The sequence below is a fragment of the Actinomadura sp. NPDC023710 genome (assembly GCF_040639875.1).
GTDB lineage: Bacteria > Actinomycetota > Actinomycetes > Streptosporangiales > Streptosporangiaceae > Spirillospora > Spirillospora citrea.
Map to the genome: position 1 here is coordinate 89,343 of NZ_JBFAGB010000030.1, position 18,016 is coordinate 107,358.

At 73.7% G+C, this 18,016-nt stretch carries 19 protein-coding genes; 8 read left to right on the forward strand and 11 right to left on the reverse strand.

Translation table 11 applies throughout. The annotated features are described in order from the left end of the window. Positions 1-35 precede the first annotated feature (35 nt). Positions 36-1,976 carry a Xaa-Pro dipeptidyl-peptidase gene (locus AB0H37_RS30570; RefSeq protein WP_360616533.1) on the forward strand — a complete coding sequence of 647 codons (1,941 nt, stop codon included), beginning with the start codon at positions 36-38 and terminating at the stop codon, positions 1,974-1,976. A gap of 62 nt (positions 1,977-2,038) precedes the next feature. Here AB0H37_RS30570 and AB0H37_RS30575 read toward each other — a convergent pair whose 3' ends face one another. Next, positions 2,039-2,809, reverse strand: coding sequence for an MBL fold metallo-hydrolase (locus tag AB0H37_RS30575; RefSeq protein WP_360616534.1), 771 nt, complete (start codon positions 2,807-2,809; stop codon positions 2,039-2,041). A gap of 63 nt (positions 2,810-2,872) precedes the next feature. After that, complete coding sequence (locus tag AB0H37_RS30580; protein ID WP_329088180.1) at positions 2,873-3,955, reverse strand: DNA polymerase domain-containing protein; 1,083 nt, start codon at positions 3,953-3,955, stop codon at positions 2,873-2,875. A 64-nt stretch (positions 3,956-4,019) separates the two neighbouring features. On the opposite strand from AB0H37_RS30580, the gene msrB reads away from it, so the two are divergent. Continuing rightward, the gene (gene msrB / locus AB0H37_RS30585) at positions 4,020-4,421 is read left to right on the forward strand and encodes a peptide-methionine (R)-S-oxide reductase MsrB (RefSeq protein WP_179836226.1); all 402 of its coding nucleotides are present in this window, start codon (positions 4,020-4,022) and stop codon (positions 4,419-4,421) included. Between the two features lie 36 nt (positions 4,422-4,457). On the opposite strand, the gene AB0H37_RS30590 is transcribed toward msrB, so the two are convergent. From AB0H37_RS30590 to hemG, 3 genes are read right to left on the reverse strand one after another with little or no spacing between them, the layout of a single operon-like run. After that, on the reverse strand, positions 4,458-5,027 hold the full coding sequence (locus AB0H37_RS30590) for a hypothetical protein (protein ID WP_179836227.1): 570 nt from the start codon (positions 5,025-5,027) through the stop codon (positions 4,458-4,460). A gap of 60 nt (positions 5,028-5,087) precedes the next feature. Further along, positions 5,088-5,786: a hydrogen peroxide-dependent heme synthase gene (gene hemQ / locus AB0H37_RS30595; RefSeq protein WP_179836228.1), complete on the reverse strand. Its 699-nt coding sequence runs from the start codon at positions 5,784-5,786 to the stop codon at positions 5,088-5,090. After that, on the reverse strand, positions 5,783-7,216 hold the full coding sequence (gene hemG, locus AB0H37_RS30600; protein WP_360616535.1) for a protoporphyrinogen oxidase: 1,434 nt from the start codon (positions 7,214-7,216) through the stop codon (positions 5,783-5,785). The genes hemQ and hemG overlap by 4 nt, the downstream gene beginning before the upstream one ends. A gap of 126 nt (positions 7,217-7,342) precedes the next feature. On the opposite strand from hemG, the gene AB0H37_RS30605 reads away from it, so the two are divergent. Both AB0H37_RS30605 and AB0H37_RS30610 read left to right on the forward strand, forming a co-directional pair. Next, the gene (locus AB0H37_RS30605) at positions 7,343-8,461 is read left to right on the forward strand and encodes a hypothetical protein (RefSeq protein ID WP_360616536.1); all 1,119 of its coding nucleotides are present in this window, start codon (positions 7,343-7,345) and stop codon (positions 8,459-8,461) included. Between the two features lie 77 nt (positions 8,462-8,538). Next, positions 8,539-9,537, forward strand: a complete 999-nt coding sequence (locus AB0H37_RS30610) for a DUF4349 domain-containing protein (protein ID WP_360616537.1) — start codon at positions 8,539-8,541, stop codon at positions 9,535-9,537. Here the strand turns inward: AB0H37_RS30610 and hemE are convergent. Beyond that, positions 9,534-10,547, reverse strand: coding sequence for a uroporphyrinogen decarboxylase (gene hemE, locus AB0H37_RS30615; RefSeq protein WP_329098621.1), 1,014 nt, complete (start codon positions 10,545-10,547; stop codon positions 9,534-9,536). The two genes, AB0H37_RS30610 and hemE, sit on opposite strands and share 4 nt — an antisense overlap. A 229-nt stretch (positions 10,548-10,776) precedes the next feature. Here hemE and AB0H37_RS30620 point away from each other — a divergent pair, with 229 nt between their 5' ends. The 4 genes from AB0H37_RS30620 to efeU all read left to right on the forward strand — a co-directional run bounded on the left by AB0H37_RS30620 (position 10,777) and on the right by efeU (position 14,091). Further along, positions 10,777-10,998 (forward strand): hypothetical protein, encoded by a 222-nt coding sequence (locus AB0H37_RS30620; RefSeq protein WP_329088169.1) that lies wholly within the window; start codon positions 10,777-10,779, stop codon positions 10,996-10,998. Between the two features lie 151 nt (positions 10,999-11,149). Next, positions 11,150-11,716: a DUF3000 domain-containing protein gene (locus tag AB0H37_RS30625; RefSeq protein ID WP_179836234.1), complete on the forward strand. Its 567-nt coding sequence runs from the start codon at positions 11,150-11,152 to the stop codon at positions 11,714-11,716. Positions 11,717-11,936: 220 nt separating this feature from the next. Then, positions 11,937-13,136, forward strand: coding sequence for a ribonuclease D (locus AB0H37_RS30630; RefSeq protein ID WP_360616554.1), 1,200 nt, complete (start codon positions 11,937-11,939; stop codon positions 13,134-13,136). A gap of 91 nt (positions 13,137-13,227) precedes the next feature. Then, a complete protein-coding gene (gene efeU, locus AB0H37_RS30635; protein WP_329088167.1) occupies positions 13,228-14,091 on the forward strand; it encodes an iron uptake transporter permease EfeU in 864 nt (287 codons plus the stop codon). 7 nt (positions 14,092-14,098) lie between these two features. Here the strand turns inward: efeU and AB0H37_RS30640 are convergent, their stop codons facing one another. The 5 genes from AB0H37_RS30640 to AB0H37_RS30660 all read right to left on the reverse strand — a co-directional run bounded on the left by AB0H37_RS30640 (position 14,099) and on the right by AB0H37_RS30660 (position 17,773). Further along, a complete protein-coding gene (locus tag AB0H37_RS30640) occupies positions 14,099-14,461 on the reverse strand; it encodes a hypothetical protein (protein ID WP_179836235.1) in 363 nt (120 codons plus the stop codon). Between the two features lie 75 nt (positions 14,462-14,536). Beyond that, a complete protein-coding gene (locus AB0H37_RS30645) occupies positions 14,537-15,718 on the reverse strand; it encodes an ABC transporter permease (RefSeq protein ID WP_329088163.1) in 1,182 nt (393 codons plus the stop codon). Further along, positions 15,715-16,425, reverse strand: a complete 711-nt coding sequence (locus AB0H37_RS30650) for an ABC transporter ATP-binding protein (protein WP_360616538.1) — start codon at positions 16,423-16,425, stop codon at positions 15,715-15,717. Before AB0H37_RS30650 ends, AB0H37_RS30645 begins: the two co-directional genes overlap by 4 nt. Continuing rightward, a complete protein-coding gene (locus AB0H37_RS30655) occupies positions 16,422-17,459 on the reverse strand; it encodes a peptidoglycan-binding protein (protein WP_360616539.1) in 1,038 nt (345 codons plus the stop codon). The genes AB0H37_RS30650 and AB0H37_RS30655 overlap by 4 nt, the downstream gene beginning before the upstream one ends. Next, positions 17,456-17,773: a hypothetical protein gene (locus AB0H37_RS30660; RefSeq protein ID WP_179836238.1), complete on the reverse strand. Its 318-nt coding sequence runs from the start codon at positions 17,771-17,773 to the stop codon at positions 17,456-17,458. Before AB0H37_RS30660 ends, AB0H37_RS30655 begins: the two co-directional genes overlap by 4 nt. Between the last annotated feature and the right edge of the window lie 243 nt (positions 17,774-18,016).

Consider the following 18,016-nt stretch of genomic DNA (forward strand, 5'->3'; position numbering starts at 1 on the left):
TGGCCAGGCGATCCCTGAGACGAACCCGGCGGACCATGACGGTGGCCGTGCTGACCGGCGCGGCGCTCGCGGGCACGGGCGGCGGCGCGACGGCGCTGGCCGGGACGTCCCCCAAGATCGTGGTGAGGGGCGGGGTCACCCAGCCCGTCTTCTCCTACAAGGACGCGATCCGCGAGCACGTCTACGTCGAGTCCGGCGTGGACAGCGACCGGGACGGCAAGAAGGACCGCGTCAACGTGGACATCATCCGGCCGAAGGAGACCGAGCACGGTCTGAGGGTGCCGGTGATCATGGATGAGAGCCCCTACTACGACAACGCGGGGCGCGGCAACGAGAGCGAGCGCAAGACCTACGACGCGAACGGGAACCCGGTGAAGTTCCCGCTCTACTACGACAACTACTTCGTTCCGCGCGGGTACGCGTTCCTCGCCGTGGACATGGTCGGGACGACCCGCTCCGACGGCTGCCCGGTCAGCGGCGGCCCGACCGACGTCCTCGGCGGCAAGGCCGTGATCGACTGGCTCAACGGGCGCGCCCGGGCCTACCGGCCGGACGGCAGCCCGGCGAAGGCGACCTGGACGACCGGCCGCACCGGCATGATCGGCAAGTCCTACGACGGGACGCTCGCCAACGGCGTGGCGGCCACCGGCGTCGAGGGGCTGGAGACGATCGTCCCCATCTCGGCGATCAGCAGCTGGTACGACTACAGCCGGATGAACGGCGTGAAGTACACCGACGACGAGCAGCCGTGGCTCGCCGACTACGTCGACACCGACCCGCCCGCCAAGTGCGCGGCCGTCAACGCGGATCTGGACGAGGGCGAGGACGACGCGACCGGCAACTACAACGCCTACTGGAAGACCGCCGACTACCGGGACGGGACGATCGCGCGTGCTTCCCGGGTCCACGCGAGCATCTTCGCCGCCCACGGCGTCAACGACCTGAACGTGAAGGACGACCACTTCGCCAAGTGGTGGAGCGCCCTCGCGCGGCGCGGCGTCCAGCGCAAGGTCTGGCTGAGCCAGCGCGGCCACGTCGATCCGTTCGACACCCGGCGGGACGCGTGGGTGGCGACCCTGCACAAGTGGTTCGACCACGAACTGCAGAAGGTGCCCAACGGCATCATGAGCGAGCCGCGCGCCGACATCGAGATCGGCCCGGACCAGTGGATCACCCAGCGGGACTGGCCGGCCCGGGACGCGCGCAGCGTCGTCCTGCGCCCCGGCGAGGGCGGCTCCCTCGGCCTGAAGCCGGCCGCGGCGGGCGCGGCCGCCTCCTTCACCGACGCCGCCGGCCCTGAGGGCGCGGGCTACCCGGAGGAGGCGATGGTCGCCGATCCCACGGCGACGAGGCCCTACCGGACGGCGTTCGTGTCGGCGCCGCTGCCGAAGACCGGCCGCCTGTCCGGCACCCCGGACGCCCGGCTGAGGATCAAGCTGGACGGGCCCACGTCGAACCTCACCGCGCTGCTCGTCGACTACGGCGAGGACACCCGCGTGAACTACCTCGGCGCGGGCTCCGGCATCCGGACCCTGACCACCGAGGACTGCCACGGTGAGAGCACGCCCGCCGACGACGCCTGCTACAAGAAGACCGAGGTCACGACGGTCACCTCGCCGGTCAACGTCGTCGCCCGAGGGTGGCTCGACGCCCAGAACCACCGGTCGCCGAGCAGGCCCGAGCCGCTGAAGTCCGGTCGCTACTACACCGTCTCCTGGCAGACGCTCAGCCAGGAGTACCTACTGAAGAAGGGGCACCGGCTGGCGCTCGTCCTCGCCGGAACGGACGCCGACTACAACTTCGACACGCCCACCGGCGCCCAGGTGACGGTCGACCTGCGCGGCAGCTCCGTCTCCATCCCGGTCCTGGCGGCCGGGGAGGACGTGAACACACTGGTCGCCCCGCCGCCCAGCGCGACCACCTGGCGCGGCCCGTCCGAGGTCAGCCTGCCCGTCCAGGAGCGCAGGCTCTACTGATCCCCTGACACGCCGACCCGGCCGTGAGGCCCGCCGCCCTGAGGCGGCGGGCCTCACTCACGTCACAACGCGACGCTCTCGCCGACTCCGACGAGGTGGAGGCGATCGGTCAGCCCCGCCTGCTCGAAGGCCGGCGCCAGGGTGTCGCGGCCCTGGGAGAAATGCGCCCAGCCCTCGAAGTGCAGCGGCACGATCTGGGTGGCGCCCAGGATGACGGCGGCCTCGGCCGCGCCCTCGCTGGTCAGGGTGAGGTAGGCGTCGCCAACGAGCGGGGTCTGGGCACCACCGGCGAAGAGCACGGCGACGTCGAACGGGGCGAACCGCCCGGCGACGGCCCGGACCACGTCGAGGGACGCGTTGTCGCCGCTCACATAGGTCGTGGGCAGGCCTTCGCCGGAAAGGACGAAGCCGGTGACCGGGCCCGTCAGATGCGCGGTGCCGTCCGGACCGTGCTGGGCGGGGACACCGGTGACGCGGAGCGTCCCGCCGTCCGGGCGGGGCAGTTCGGCGTGCTCCCAGTTCGGCAGCGCGCGGGCGGTGCCGCCGAGGCGTCCGGCGGCGGCCTCCGTCGTCAGGGTCAGCGGAACCCCGGCCAGGTAGGCCCGGCCGCCCGTGTCCAGGTTGTCCGGATGCTGGTCGTGGGACAGCAGCACCGCGTCGACCCGGCCGACGTCCGCCGGGCCGAGCACCGGCCCGGCGGTCTTGGTCAGCTTCCGCGACCCCATCGGGTAGTCGCCGGGCGGGTCGAACGTGGGGTCGACGACAAGCCGCACGCCTCCGATCTCCAGGATCGCGCTCGGCCCTCCGAGATACCGGATGGTCAGTATGGACATCGCTCCGCCTTCGCTTCGACCGGCTGCCACCCGGTGCAAGAAAGGCCGCGTGGCGGAAATTCCCTAGTGGTCGCCGGCGTCCTTGCTGGGCTGGACGCGCTTGGGCTCGCCGGGCATCTTCGGGTAGTTCGGCGGGTACGGCATGTCGCCGAGGCCGTGGTCCTTCTCGTCGCGGTCGGCCATGTCGAGGAGGGCGTCCAGGGAGAAGGACGCGTCGTCGATCGAGGCGTGCAGGTCGCCCAGCTCGGCGAAGCGGGCGGGCATCGTGGCGATCGTGAAGTCGCGCGGGTCGACGCCGGACAGCTCCTCCCAGGTCACGGGCGCCGACACCGGGGCGTGCGGGGCCGGCCGGACGCTGTAGGCGGACGCGATCGTGCGGTCGCGCGCGTTCTGGTTGAAGTCGATGAAGATCTGCTCGCCCCGCTCCTCCTTCCACCACTTCGTGGTGACCTCGGCGGGGGCGCGGCGCTCCACCTCGCGGCCGAAGGCGAGGGCGGCCCGGCGGACCTCGGTGAACGTCCAGCGCGGCTCGATGCGGACGTAGATGTGCACGCCGCCCTTGCCGGACGTCTTGACGTACCCGGTGTAGCCCAGCTCCGCGAGCAGGTCGCGGGCCGGGCCGAGCGCCACCCGGACGGCGTCGGCGAAGTCGGTGCCGGGCTGCGGGTCGAGGTCGATGCGCAGCTCGTCCGGATGGTCGACGTCGCCCTTGCGGACGGGCCACGGGTGGAAGGTCAGCGTCCCGAGGTTGGCCGCCCAGGCGATCACGGCGACCTCGGTGGGGCAGACCTCGTCGGCGGAGCGCCCGCTGGGGAAGGCGATCCGGGCGGTCCGCACCCAGTCGGGCGCGCCCTTCGGAATGCGCTTCTGGTAGAACGCGTCGGACTTCCCGGCGCCCATGCCCGCCTGGCCGCGCGCGTAGTCCTCGCGGGTGGCCATGCGGGCGCCCTCGAAGACCCCGGCGGGCCAGCGTTCCAGCGTCGTCGGGCGGTCGCGGGTGGCGCGCAGGATCCCCTCCCCCACGGCCACGTAGTACTCCACGAGCTGCCGCTTGGTGTAGCCGTGCTCGGGGAAGTAGACCTTGTCGGGATTGGTCACCTTGACGAGGCGATCCCCGACCGGGATCTCGATGAAGGGCGAGGCCATAACCGCACGGTAACCCACGGGCACGACAGTCCTCCCCGGCGGCGCCGCCGGGTACGGTCGAACCATGGAGAAGATCCGCAAAAGCGAGGACGAGTGGCGGGCCCGGCTCAGCCCGGAGGAGTACCACGTGCTGCGGGAGGCGGGCACCGAGAAGCCCTTCACCGGCGAGTACACCGACACCAAGACCATCGGTGTGTACCGGTGCCGCGCGTGCGGGACGGAGCTGTTCCGGTCGGAGACCAAGTTCGAGAGCCACTGCGGCTGGCCGTCGTTCTTCGCGCCGTCCGACTCCGACGCGGTCACGCTGATCGAGGACGGCTCCCTCGGCATGGTCCGTACCGAGGTCCGCTGCGCGGTGTGCGACTCGCATCTCGGGCACGTCTTCCACGGCGAGGGCTACGACACCCCGACCGACGACCGCTACTGCATCAATTCGATCTCCCTCACCCTCGAACCGGCCGAATGACGCGACCTCCCGGGCCCTGACGCGGCCCGGCGGCCGCTAGGGGGTCTCGGGGACCTCGCAGTCGTCCTTGTCGCTCTGCTTGTTGGCCAGCACGACGCTGCCGTTGTCGTCGCTCTTGCCGTGGACGAAGACGCGGGGCTCGTCGTCGCCGCCGTCCTTGAGGAACTGGGTCGTCCACTTGCACAGGTCGATGGCCGGATCGGAGTTCTCGTCGGACTCCCCGAGGTCGGTGTAGACGCGCACGAAGCTGCCGCTGCGGCGGACGTCGGTGACGTGCTTGACGACCTTCCCGCCGGGGTCCTTCGTCTCGAAGTACGGCACCGCGTCGGTGATCTCGTCGGGGTCCCCGACGCGCTCGTTCGGGGACGGTGCGGCGGCCGTGCGGGCGGCGACGGCGGCGCGGGGCGCGGGGCCCGAGCCGCCGGGCAGCGCCAGGACGGCGACGGCCGCGAGCACCGCGACCGTGGCGGTCACCGCCCCGGCGACGCCCAGCCGGCGTCGCCGGGAGCCTCGCAGGGACGCGATCAGGCGGTGCAGGCGGGTGGAGAACTCGGACGGCGGCCGGGCGTGCCGTCCGCGGGTGTGCCGGGCGGGAGACTTGGTCACGGACGGCACTTTACTGCCGGCCGCCCCCGCCCCACGCGCGATTCGGAGTGATGGGGCGGGCTAGGCCAGGCCGGCGACCAGTTCGGCGACCGGCTTGCGGCGACCCGTGTAGAACGGCACTTCCTCGCGGGTGTGCAGGCGGGCCCTCGCGCCCCGCAGGTGCCGCATCAGGTCGACGATGCGGTGCAGCTCGTCGGCCTCGAACGCCAGCATCCACTCGTAGTCGCCGAGCGCGAACGCCGACACCGTGTTGGCGCGGACGTCGGGGTAGTCGCGCGCCATCTTCCCGTGCTCGGCGAGCATCGCGCGGCGCTCCTCGTCAGGCAGCAGGTACCACTCGTAGGAGCGGACGAACGGGTAGACGCACACGTAGGCGCGGGGCTCCTCGTCGGCGAGGAACGCCGGGATGTGGCTCTTGTTGAACTCCGCCGGGCGGTGCAGCGCCATCTGCGACCACACCGGCTCGCTCGCGCGGCCCAGCGCCGTCCGCCGGAACCGGGTGTAGACCTCCTGCAGGTCGTCGGACGTGGGCGCGTGCCACCAGAACATGTAGTCGGCGTCCGCCCGCAGGCCCGCGACGTCGTAGGCGCCGCGCGTAGTGACGTCCTTCTGGGCGGCCTGGTCGAGGAGGTCCTGCACCTCCGCCGCCTCCTGCTCGCCCACGGTTCCCGGGTTCGCGACCCGGAACACCGACCACATGGTGTAGCGGATGACGTTGTTGAGTTCGCGCGCCTTCGGCTTGCCCGGCTGCTCCGTCATGGTCCCACTCCTTCTCGATCGCGCAAATGGTCAAGCACGCGGAGCGCCGCCGCACGCGCGGAGGCGATGCACGCCGGGATGCCGAGGCCGTCGTAGGCGGCGCCCGCGACGGCCAGCCCCGGCGCTCCGGCGACCGCGGCCCGGACCTTGGCCACGCGGTCGGCGTGGCCCACGTTGTACTGCGGGAGACCGCCGCCCCAGCGGGTCACCCGGCTCTCGGCGGGCAGCTCGGTGACCCCGCACGTCGCGGCGAGCTCGGCCATCGCGGTCGCGATGAGCTCCTCGTCGGTCCGCTGGAGCGTGTGCTCCTCGCCGTACCGGCCGATGGAGCAGCGCACCGCGACGACGCCCGGGTCGCGCTCGCGCAGGTGCGGCCACTTCAGCGAGCTGAACGTGACGGCCTTGACCCCGCGGCCGCCGCGGGCGGTGTCGCTCTCCACGTTCGGGACGAGGTAGCCGCTGCCCTCCGGGAGCCGCGGGAACGCGGTGGCCCGGTAGGCGAGCGTGATGATCGCCATGCTGGCGTACTCGATGCCGCCCAGCTCCCGCGCGGCGGCGGGGACGTCCGGCTCCAGCAGCCGGGACGCCGGGGCCGCCGGCACCGCGACCACCACCGCGTCGGCGTCGAGGTGCTCGGGGGCGCGGGCCGGGCCCACGGTCAGCCGCCAGCCGTTCTCGCGGCGGCGCAGCCCGCGGACCGTGGCGCCGGTCCTGACCGTCCCGCCGGCCTCGGTGATGTCGGCTGCGACCAGGTGCGGGAGCGTGCCGAGCCCGTCCGGCAGCGTGGCGAACACCGGGCCGGGGTTCTTCGGCGCGGCGTCCCGGATGCCCTGGACGGCGTGGATCAGCGACCGGTGGGAGCGCGCGGCGGCGGCGACGGCGGGCAGCGTGGACTCGAAGGACAGCCGCTCGGCCCGTCCCGCGTAGACGCCGCCGAGCAGCGGCTCCACGAGCCGGTCGACGACCTCGCCGCCGAGGCGGGCGCCGATGTAGTCGGCGCAGGACACGTCCCCGCCGCGCGGCGTCTCCGGCAGCACGAGGTCGAGGGGGACGCGCGCGAGCCCGGACGGCGACAGCACGTGCGCGGCGGCCAGCGCCTTCAGGTCGGACGGGACGCCCATCACCTGGCCGGACGGGATGGGCCGCAGCGCGCCGCGGCTGAGGATCGCCGAGGACGTGGTGCCGGGGTTCACCAGGTCGCCGGAGCGGCCGAGGTCGCGCACCAGGTCCAGGCCCTCGGGACGGCGGGCGAGCATCGACTCGGCGCCCTCGTCCACCGGGATCCCGGCGATCTCGCTGACCCGCAGCTTCCCGCCGATCCGGGGGGAGCCCTCCAGGACCGTCACCCGGACGCCCTCCCGGACGAGCATGCGCGCGGCGGCGAGGCCCGCGATGCCGCCCCCGACGACAACGGCATGGGACGTGGTCATGCCTCCAGCCTCCCAGACGCCTCGCCGGATCGCGCACCGGGGCGGGCCCGGCGCCGCGCTCGGGCGCCCGGATTTTGTCGCGGAGATGACAAGACCCCAAGACCGCGCCAGTGAATACTGGCACCCATGATGCCTCGGAAGACCTCCGCCCTCGTCACGGCGGCCCTCACGGCCGGAGTGCTCGCGACCGGAGGGCTCGCGTCCCCCGCGTCGGCCGCGGCCCGCGGCCGGTTCGCACAGGTCCCGCTGCCGTTCTTCTGGCCGAACAACAGCCTCTACGACGTCGACGCCGCCTCGCCCGACAGCGTCTGGATCGCCGGGAACCAGGGCGAACTGGTGATCCCCGGCCCGATCCCGGGCACCGGGCAGAGCATCCCGGGAAACCCCGTCGTCCGGCGCTGGAAGGACGCCCGCTGGGTCGAGTACGGCCTCCAGAACCTGTCCGCCCGCGGCACCATCGCCGACGTCGACGCGGCCGGTCCCGAGGACGTGTGGATCACCGGCCCGAAGTACGGCTCGGGCGACACGGCCACGATGACCCCCTACGTGGCGCACTTCACCGGATCGCGGTTCGAGCAGGTGGCGCTGCCGTCCGGCGCCCGCGCCGCGGACCTCCAGGCGAGGGCCGACGGCGTCTGGGTCGGCACCGACGGCGACGTCTACCGCCGGACGGGCGATACCTGGACGCACATCACCGCCGTCCCTGACATGCAGCGGTACGCGTCCTACATCCGGGCCGACGACGACATCTGGTTCCTCGGCACCGCCTCCCGCACCGACCAGACGCTCGCCGCACACCACTGGGACGGGCGATCCTGGCGGAGCGTCCCCGTGCACGAGCCCGTCCCCGGGACCGGCTTCACCGACATGATCGCCCTCTCCCCCACCGACGCCTGGGCCACCGGCATCAGTTACCGCACGTCCCCGGCCTCACCCGTCCTGATGCACTGGGACGGCACGGCCTGGACGGGCGTCACCCCGCCGCCCGGCCTCAACGCCCTCACCAGGATCGTCGAGGGCGAGGACGGGACGCTGTGGGCGCTCGGGCACTCGCTCGACGAGCCCGCCAAGCCCGGCCTGCTCCGCTACGGCGGCGGGACCTGGGAGCGCGTCCCGACCACCGCCGTGCCCAACAGGAGCAACATCTACGCGACCGCGCTCGCGGTCGTCCCCGGTACCGGCGCCCTGTGGACGCTCGGGTCCGTGAACATCGGCGGGCCGGTCGTCCTCACCGACGGCCCGTGATCACCGCGTGCCCGCTTCGTGCCCGGATCGCGACCGGTCCCGGGGAACGGTGATCCGCCGCACCCCGTCCAAGCCCCATGCGGATCGTCAGGAGCATCACCTGCGCACTGGTCGTCCTGCCGCTGGCCGCGGGCATGGCCGCGTGCGGGGGCGGCGACCACTCCTCCGGAGCGTCGGACTCCGCCCCCCGGGGCATGGCCACGGCGCCGGCCCTGCCGGGCGGCGCCCGGCGCGCCGAGGGCGCCCCGCAGAGCGGGACCGCGCGGCCGGAGGCGCCCCTGCCCACCGGGCGCGAGGTCGTCCACACGGCCGACCTGCGGGTGCGGGCCGGGGACGTGGAGGCCGCCGCCGCCAAGGCCAAGCAGCTGGTCGCCGCGGCGGGCGGCTACGTCGAGCGGGAGTCGACGTCGAGCGACCCGGCCCGCTCGGAGATCGCGCTCAGGATCCCCGGTGACCGGTACGCCGAGGTGCTGGGCCGGCTCGGCGCCGAGCTCGGCACGAAGCTGTCGCTCAGCCAGCAGGCCGAGGACGTCACGGGCGAGGTGGCCGACGTCGACGCGCGGGTGCGGTCCGCGAAGGCCGCGCTGGAGTCGTTCCGCAAGCTGCTCGACCGGGCGAACTCCGTCAGCGAGATCATGAGCATCGAGCAGGAGATCTCCGAGCGGGAGGCCGACCTGGAGGCGCTCCAGGCGCGCCAGAAGTCGCTCGCCCACCGCACGCAGTTCGCGACCGTGACCGTGACGCTCGTGAGCAAGGCCCCGCCGCCCGAGAAGGACGAGCCCCGCGGCGGATTCGTCGGCGGGCTGGAGAACGGGTGGCACGCGTTCACCGCGTTCGTCGGCGGCGTCGCCGCCGTGGTCGGCTGGCTGCTGCCGTTCCTCGTCGCGGCCGCCGTGATCGGGCTGCCGGCGCTGGCCCTGCGCCGCCGGGTGCGCGCCCGGTCCGCGGACGGCGACGCGGCCGACCCCGCGCGGAACCCGGAGCAGGCACCGGAGCCGGATGACGCGAAGGCCGCCGTCGGCGCGGGCGAGGACCCCTCGCGGGCACCGCGGCAGGGGCCGCCGCCGCCCGTCTAGTGCGGGTCGTCGGTGCTCGCCTCGTGGACGAGGTCGGCGAGGCGGGCCAGCATGTCCGGGTCCATGGACGGCAGGACGCCGTGGCCCAGGTTGAAGATGTGCCCCTCGGCGGTGCGGCCGCGGGCCAGCACGTCGCGGGCGCGACGCTCCACGATCTCCCACGGCGCGAAGAGGACCGCCGGGTCGAGGTTGCCCTGCAGGGCCTTGCCCGGCTCCACCCGGCTGACGGCCTCGTCCAGCGGCACCCGCCAGTCGACGCCGACGACGTCCGCCCCCGCCTCGCCCATCAGGCCGAGCAGCTCGCCCGTCCCGACGCCGAAGTGGATGCGCGGGACGCCGAGCGGCTCGATCTCGGCGAACACGCGGCGGGCGTGCGGCAGGACGAACTCGCGGTAGTCCTGCGCGGCGACCGCGCCCACCCACGAGTCGAAGACCTGCACCGCGCTCGCCCCGGCCGCGACCTGCACCTTCAGGAACGCGATCGTGAGGTCGGTCAGGCGCTCCATGAGCCGGGCCCACAGCTCCGGCTCGCCGTACATCATCGCCTTGGTGCGCTCGTGGTTCTTGGACGGGCCGCCCTCGATCAGGTACGAGGCGAGCGTGAAGGGGCCTCCGGCGAACCCGATGAGCGGCGTCGCGCCCAGCTCGCCGACCAGGTCCCCCACGGCCTCGGTCACGTACGGGACGTCGTCGGGCGAGAGGGGGCGCAGGACGTCCAGGCCCGCGGCGTCGCGGATGGGATCGGCGATGACCGGGCCGACGCCGGGCTTGATGTCGAGGTCGACGCCGACCGCGCGGAGCGGCACCATGATGTCGCTGTAGAAGATCGCCGCGTCCACCGCGTACCGGCGCAGCGGCTGCATCGTGATCTCCACGATCATGTCCGGGCGGGTGCACGACTCCAGCATCGGGACGCCCTCGCGGACCCGCAGGTACTCCGGCAGCGAGCGACCCGCCTGGCGCATGAACCACACGGGCGTGTGCGGCACCGGCAGGCGCCGGCAGGCCAGCAGGAAGGGGCTCTCGGCGAGGCCGCCGTCGTCGGGCGTGCGCGCAGAGTGGTCGTTCGAACGGGCTGCGTCAGCGGTCACGTTGTGATGGTCCCACGAAAAGCCGATGGGAGAGCACCGGAGTGGCGCGTGAGGCGCAACGAACTTCCGGACACGCCGAGCGAAGTCCCGCATTCTGTCACCGGCGCGTGCGAACGTGATGCGTGTCATAGCCGAGGGAGGTTCCCCCTTGTACTGCTTCACCTGCGGTGATGAACGGGTGTTCGAGCAGCCGCCGTGCGAGGACGGGCACGGCGAGGAGTGCCCCGAGCGGGCCTGCGCCGACTGCGGTTCGGCCGTCCTGGTCGGCCTGCCGCCCGCCGTGACCGCCGTGACCGCCCCGGCCCCCCGCCGGGCCCCCGAGACCGCCCGGGCGCGCGGCCGCGCCGCCACCGTGCGGGCCGTGGCCTGACCGGCCCGGCCCCCGAGACGAAACCTGTGCCGTGCCTGCCTCCCCTCCACGTCCACCGGCCGCCCCCTGCGGCACCGCCCCGTCCCACCGCCACCGGCCCGAGCCGGTGCCCGGCGACCCGACACTCCCCCGCGATCAGGCCGGTCCACCCATGAACCCACCTGCCTTCCAGCGGGCCGTCGACACGCTGCGCGAGATCCTCGGCGGGCCCGCCCTCCGGCCGGAGCTCGACCTGGAGGACATGCCCGCCCCGCAGAGCCTGGCGCCGTACGCGGCGGCCATGTCCGGCAGCGTCTACCGCGACGACGACGCCGAGGTCGCCATGGGCCGCCTCATCGTGCTGTACGACCCCGACGGCCGCGCCGGCTGGACGAACGGCTTCCGGGTCGTCGCCTACATCCGCGCCGACCTGGAGCCCGACATCGCCGCCGACGAGCTGATCGGCTCCGTCGCGTGGGACTGGCTGCTGGAGGCCCTGGAGCCCGCCGGCTACGCCGGGGTGTCGGGGACGATCACCCGCGCGGTGTCGGAGAGCTTCGGCGACAAGCGCGACGAGCCGTCCACCACGGAGCTGGAGCTGCGCGCCTCGTGGTCCCCGACCGGCGACGATCTCGCCGGTCACGTGCTGGCCTGGTGCGAGGTGATGTGCACCACGGCGGGGCTCCCGCCGGCCGGTGTCGCCGAGCTGCCGGACCGGCCTGGCGGCGCGGGCGGCTGAGCGACGTACGGTAGGGGGCGTGAGCACAGCGTCCGAAACCGAGGCGGCGGGGGAGAACACGGAAGAAGTGGGAGTGTCCGAAACGCGCGCCACCGGCCCCGAACGGGGCGCCGGTGCGGAGAAGACGGCGGCGACCCCTCCCGGGACCGTTCCCGGGCCGGCCGGGCCGGGCCCCGACCAGGCGAGCGCGGAGGCCGACACCGGTCCTCCCGCCGTCCCGCTGCTGGAGCCGCGCGAGGGCGTCCCGCCGGTGCTCACCGCTCCCGCCGACCTGGAACGCGTCATCGCGGCGTTCGCCGCGGGCACCGGTCCCGTCGCGGTAGACGCCGAGCGGGCCTCCGGCTACCGGTACGGGCAGCGCGCCTACCTGATCCAGCTGCGCCGCGCGGGCGCCGGCACCGCGCTGATCGACCCGGTCGCGCTGCCCGACCTGTCCGGGCTGGACGCCGCGCTCGCCGACGCCGAGATGGTGCTGCACGCCGCCAACCAGGACCTGCCGTGCCTGGCCGAGGTCGGGCTCGTCCCGCGCCGGCTGTTCGACACCGAGCTGGCCGGGCGGCTTCTCGGCTACCCCCGGGTCGGGCTCGGCTCCATGGTCGAGAACGTGCTCGGCTTCGTGCTGGAGAAGGGCTACTCGGCGGCCGACTGGTCGACGCGGCCCCTTCCCGACGACTGGCTGCGCTACGCCGCGCTGGACGTCGAGCTGCTGGTCGAGCTGCGCGACGTGCTCCGTGAGGAGCTGGAGGCGGCGGGCAAGCTGGAGTGGGCGCGGGAGGAGTTCGCGGCGATCCTGGCCACGCCGCCGAAGCCGCCGCGTCCCGACCCGTGGCGCCGCACGTCCGGCATCCACCGGGTGCGCAACCGGCGGGCGCTCGCCGCCGTCCGCGAGGTCTGGGAGGCGCGCGACAAGATCGCCCAGGAGCGGGACCTGTCCCCCGGCCGGGTGCTCCAGGACTCGGCGATCATCGAGCTGGCGCAGAAGTCCCCGAAGACCCCGGCCGAGCTGCAGGCCCTGCCGACGATGCGGGGCCGCGGCGCCCGCCGGCACCAGTCGGCGTGGCTGCGCGCCGTCGCCCGCGCCCGCGAGCTCGGCGAGCGCGCGCTGCCCGAGTCCAACCTGCCCGGCGACGGGCCGCCGCCCGCGCACCGCTGGGCCGACCGCGACCCGGAGGCCGCCAAGCGGCTCACCGCGGCCCGCGCCGTCGTCGCCGCGCTCGCCGAGGAGCACTCGATGCCGTCGGAGAACCTCGTGCAGCCCGACTACGTCCGCCGGCTGGCGTGGACGCCCCCGGCGGAGGCTTCGGCGTCCGCGATCGGCGCCGCCCTGCGCGACCTCGGCGCCCGCGGCTGGCAGGTGGAGCTCACCGCCCAGCCGATCGCCAAGGCGTTCCTGCGCCTCGACAGCAAGGGCGAGCTCTAGGCCGGACTTGCACGGGGGCGACCGCGAGGCACACACTGGCTTAGGTTAGGTTTGCCTAAAACGTCCGTGCGATCCCCCGAGGAGTGCGTCGATGCTGCTGGGCAACTTCCTCATCGGCCTGCGTGAGGGGCTCGAGGCCGCCCTGGTCGTGAGCATCCTGATCGCCTACCTGGTGAAGACCGGCAACCGCCGGGCCCTGCTCCCCGTCTGGACGGGCATCGGCGCCGCCGTCGTCCTGGCGTGCGGGTTCGGGATCGCGCTGAGCGCCGCGTCGTCGGAGATGCAGTTCAAGACGCAGGAGCTGTTCGGCGGCATCCTGTCGATCGTCGCGGTGGGGCTGGTCACCTGGATGGTCTTCTGGATGCGCAAGACCGCCCGGTTCATGAAGGCCGAGCTGGAGGGCAGGCTGGAGGGCGCGCTCGACATCGGCCCGCTCGCCCTCGCCGCCGTCGCGTTCCTGGCCGTCGGGCGCGAGGGGCTGGAGACCGCGCTGTTCCTGTGGACGAACATCTCCAACTCCTCCGGCGGGTCCACCCAGCCGATCACCGGCGCGTTCCTCGGCCTCGCCGTGGCCGTCGCCCTCGGCTACCTGCTCTACCGCGGCGGCCTCAAGATCAACCTCAAGCGGTTCTTCACCTGGACGGGCGCCGCGCTCATCGTCGTCGCCGCCGGCGTGTTCGGCTACGGCTTCCACGACCTCCAGGAGGCCGAGGTGTTCCCCGGCCTGCACTCGGTCGCGCTGGAGCCGCACGCCTTCTTCGCCAAGTTCGGCGACGCCGGCGACTGGATGCAGACCGTCTTCCAGGGCGTCCTGAACGTCACGCCGCAGATCACCTGGCTGCAGCTGGTCATGTGGGCGGCCTACCTGGTGCCGGTGATGGTGCTGTTCCTGCGCAGCCCGTCGCCGTCCAAGCCCGCCCCGGCCAAGGCCACCGAGCCGGCGCCGTCGTCCTGACGCCTCGTCAGAGATCGGGCAGCGGGTCGCGGGGAAGGCTGTCGCGGGCGAACACCTCGGCGTCGGCCGCGTTGACGACCGGCACGTACTCGTCGTCGAGCTCGAACACGGCGCCCGCGAACTCGAACGACGCGCCGACACCCGTCTCCACCGGCCCGATCCGGGTGCCGCGCGGGTAGCTGCCCCAGATGCTCTTCGGGGTGCTGCGGCTCAGCGAGCCGGTGGAGATCACCGCGACCTGGTCGCCCGTGACCACGAAGAGGAAGCCCGCGCCGCCGCCGTAGGTCATCGCGGGGAAGATGTAGCGGATCTCCCCGTCGATCCCGAGGAACTCCCTGCAGCGCTCGCGGAGCGGGCGTGGCACCGGCATGGTGGTTGAGGCACCTCCCCCAGGGCGGGTCGACGTCGCCCAATCATGCACCGATCGGACAGATCGTGACCAGCCTCACGCGGCCGCCAGCGCCGCGGTCGGCGGCAGCCGCGCCGCACGCGCCGCCGGGTACAGGCCCGCGACCGTCCCGATCGCCAGGGTCGCGGCGAGCGCGCCGCCGAGCGCCCACACCGGCACGACCGGCGGCCACCCCTTCCACAGCGCGAACCCGGTGGTCACCGCCGCGCCGAGCACGACCCCGGCCGCGCCGCCGAACGCCGACAGCAGCAGCGACTCGGCGAGGAACTGGACGCGGACCTGGCCGCGGGTGGCGCCGAGCGACCGGCGCAGCCCGATCTCGCGGCGCCGCTCCAGCACCGAGATCACCATCGTGTTGGCGACCCCGACCCCGCCGACCAGCAGCGCGACGGCGCCGAGCCCGAGCAGCAGCCCGGTGAACGCCCCGGACGCCGCGGCCCGCGCCTCCAGGGCGTCCGAGGGCCGGCTGACCTGGACCTCCTCGGGACGCTCGGGGTTGACCGTCCGGGCGAGGACGTCCCGGACGTCGCCGACCGAGGCGTCCGCCGAGCGCTCGTAGATCGTCGTGGGGTGCCCGTCGAAGCCGAGGTACCGGCGCGCGGCGTCCCAGCCGACGAGGGCGGAGCGGTCGATCTCCGGGGCCAGCTCCGCCGGGCGGAGCACGCCGAGGACGACGAACCACCGGCCGCCGATCCAGACCTGGCCGCCCGCCCGGTCCAGGCCGAGCCGCCGCGCCGCCTCCGACCCGAGCACGACGACGGGACGTCCCTCGGTGGCCGCGTCCGGCCGCCGCCCGCTCGCCGGCGCGACGTCGAGGGTGCCGAGCAGCCCGGCCGTGGCGGCCTGCACGGCGATCCCCTGCGTGACCTCCTCCGGGATCCTGTCGGTGCGGCGGACGGTGGCCTCCACCGACCCCGTCGCGCCGACCGCCGTGACCGGCCCGATCCGCCGCACCATCTCCGGTGCCGTCTCGGGCAGCTCCGCCTTGTCTCCGAACAGCGTGTCGCCCGGCTTGGCCGTCAGCAGGTTCGTGCCGAGCCTGTCGAGCCGCCGCAACAGGTCCTCCCGGCTGGAGGAGGAGATCCCGATGACGGCGACCATGGTCGCGATCCCGATCGCGATCCCGAGGGCCGACAGCAGCACCCGCGTCGGACGGGCCCTGAGCCCTCCGAGCCCGACGCGCAGCACGTCGCCCGCACCGAGCCGAGCGGGCCTCATCGGCTCCCCACCCCCGCCCGCTCGTCCGCGACGATCACTCCGTCCCGGACCCGCACCCGCCGCGGCGCCCGGGCCGCCACCTCCATGTCGTGCGTGATGACCACGACGGTGGTGCCGGCGCGGTTCAGCTCGTCCAGCAGGGCGAGCACATCGGCGCCCGCGGCGGTGTCGAGGTTGCCGGTCGGCTCGTCCGCCAGCAGCAGGTCGGGCTCGCCCACGACCGCCCGCGCGACCGCGACCCGCTGCTGCTCGCCGCCCGACAGCTGGTGCGGCCGGTGCGCCGTCCGCTCCGCCAGCCCGACCCGAGCGAGCGCCGCCCGCGCCCGCCCCCGACGCTCCCGCAGCCCGACCCCGCTGTACAGGAGGCCGTCGGCGACGTTGTCGAGGGCGCTCACCCCCGCGGCCAGGTGGAACTGCTGGAACACGAACCCGATGTGCCGCGCCCGCAGCGCCGACAGCTCCCGGTCCGCGAGCCCCGCGACGTCGTGCCCGGCGACCCGCACGCTACCCCGGGTCGGCCGGTCCAGCGTCCCGATCATGTGCAGCAGCGTCGACTTCCCCGACCCGGACGGCCCGACGATCGCCACCAGCTCCCCCGGCGCGATCACCAGATCGACCCCCCGGAGGGCCGCGACCCCGCCCGCGTACTCCTTGACCACCCCGCCCAGCTCCACGATGTCCGAGCCCTCGTCGTCGAAGCCCTTCATTCGGCGGGCACCCCGACCTTCATCCCCTCGCGGAGCCCGCCCCCGGCGACTTCGACCCGCCCGCCGCCGAACGCCCCGACCTTCACCGGCAGCAGGCGCCGGGAGCCGTCCACGACCTCGACGCCGAACCCGCCCTCCCGCAGCGCCAGCAACGCCTCGACCGGCACCGAGAGCACGCCCTTCCGCCGCTCGCTCTCCAACTCGACACTGACCGGCGCCTCGTCCAGCCGCCCCGTCTTGGCGTTCCCCACCGAGATGTCGACGCCGACCGTGGTCTTCTGGTCCTGCCCCGACCCGGTCGTCTGGGCGATGCCGCCGACCTCGCTGATCGTCCCCTTGACGGTCGCTCCACCGGGCAGCTCCACCGAGACCCGGGCGCCCTTCTTCGCGAGATCCTGCTTGTCGGCGTCCAGATCGACGTGCACGATCCGTCTCGTCCCTGCCACCGTCAGGGCGGGCTGCCCCTGGGCAACCCGCTTCCCTTCGGGCGCCTTGACCTCCCGGACCCGCGCGGCCCCGCCCAGGAAGACGACCTGACCAGCGTCAACGCGCCCGGTCTCCGTAAGCCCCCGGTCGTCCTGCCACTCCTCGACAGCGGCCCCCGTAGCCCCGGTGAACTCCCCGTCCACGGTGATACCGCCGTATCCGAGAGCCCGCAGGTTCTCCTCAAGCTGCCGGACGTCCTTTCCAGAGACACCCTCACGCAGCGTCCTGTACATGGGCCGTCCGCCGTACATCAACGTCGCAGGCCTGCCCGCCACCGAGAGCAGGGTCTCGCCGCGCTGAACGGTCGCGCCCGCCTCCGGCGCCCACGTCACGACACCGGACGCCCCGGCCCACACGTCCCGGACATCGCCATAGGTGAGCTTCCCGTCCACCTTCTCGGTGTCCACGAGATCGCCCCGGCTGACGACCGCCGTCGCCAACGGAGCCTGCGCGCCCTGCGCCTGACTCCCGTCCCTGGTCCACGCGACGGCACCGCCGACCACCACCACCACGACGGCAAGCCCACCCGCGACCACGACCCGCCTCACTTCCCGACTCCAGGCAGGCTCGCCTTGCACGCCTCCCGCGCCTTCTCCGCCTGTCCCCGGTCGACCTGCCCGGTCGGGAGCTTGATCTGCCCGTCCGGCCCCGGATCCGGGATGTCGACACCGTGCTCGCGCATGCACTGCGCGAACTTGACGTACTGGTCGCGCACCTTCGGATCCTTGAGATCGGGCATCTTCCCGCCCGCCTGCAGCCACGACTGGCACTTCTTGAGCGCGGCCTCCAGCTTCGAGCGGTCACCGCCCTTCCCCAGCCGCAGCGCGTGCTCGTCCCCACTCCCCGGATCGGGAACGTCCACCCCGTTCTCCCGCATGCACTGCGCGAACTTCAGCTGAGCATCCTCCGGAGAAACCGACTTGCCGGGCGAGGCAGACCCCGAGGCGGTAACCCCGCCGGCACTGGCGACCCCACTCCCGCCCCCGCCATCCCCACACCCGGCGACGCCCCCCAGCAAGAGCACCGCGACAACACCCCAACCCCAAACCTTCACGCCGACCCTCTCCCCGGAACACCCTGTCCCGGCCCCGCCCATAAGAGCCCC

What these genes read in the sequence shown, in the direction of transcription:
- AB0H37_RS30570 (WP_360616533.1), top strand. Translation starts at nt 36, where the DNA reads ATGACGGTGGCCGTGCTGACCGGCGCGGCGCTCGCGGGCACGGGCGGC.
- AB0H37_RS30575 (WP_360616534.1), bottom strand. Translation starts at nt 2,809, where the DNA reads ATGTCCATACTGACCATCCGGTATCTCGGAGGGCCGAGCGCGATCCTG.
- AB0H37_RS30580 (WP_329088180.1), bottom strand. Translation starts at nt 3,955, where the DNA reads ATGGCCTCGCCCTTCATCGAGATCCCGGTCGGGGATCGCCTCGTCAAG.
- msrB (WP_179836226.1), top strand. Translation starts at nt 4,020, where the DNA reads ATGGAGAAGATCCGCAAAAGCGAGGACGAGTGGCGGGCCCGGCTCAGC.
- hemQ (WP_179836228.1), bottom strand. Translation starts at nt 5,786, where the DNA reads ATGACGGAGCAGCCGGGCAAGCCGAAGGCGCGCGAACTCAACAACGTC.
- hemG (WP_360616535.1), bottom strand. Translation starts at nt 7,216, where the DNA reads ATGACCACGTCCCATGCCGTTGTCGTCGGGGGCGGCATCGCGGGCCTC.
- AB0H37_RS30605 (WP_360616536.1), top strand. Translation starts at nt 7,343, where the DNA reads ATGATGCCTCGGAAGACCTCCGCCCTCGTCACGGCGGCCCTCACGGCC.
- AB0H37_RS30610 (WP_360616537.1), top strand. Translation starts at nt 8,539, where the DNA reads ATGCGGATCGTCAGGAGCATCACCTGCGCACTGGTCGTCCTGCCGCTG.
- AB0H37_RS30625 (WP_179836234.1), top strand. Translation starts at nt 11,150, where the DNA reads ATGAACCCACCTGCCTTCCAGCGGGCCGTCGACACGCTGCGCGAGATC.
- efeU (WP_329088167.1), top strand. Translation starts at nt 13,228, where the DNA reads ATGCTGCTGGGCAACTTCCTCATCGGCCTGCGTGAGGGGCTCGAGGCC.
- AB0H37_RS30640 (WP_179836235.1), bottom strand. Translation starts at nt 14,461, where the DNA reads ATGCCGGTGCCACGCCCGCTCCGCGAGCGCTGCAGGGAGTTCCTCGGG.
- AB0H37_RS30645 (WP_329088163.1), bottom strand. Translation starts at nt 15,718, where the DNA reads ATGAGGCCCGCTCGGCTCGGTGCGGGCGACGTGCTGCGCGTCGGGCTC.
- AB0H37_RS30650 (WP_360616538.1), bottom strand. Translation starts at nt 16,425, where the DNA reads ATGAAGGGCTTCGACGACGAGGGCTCGGACATCGTGGAGCTGGGCGGG.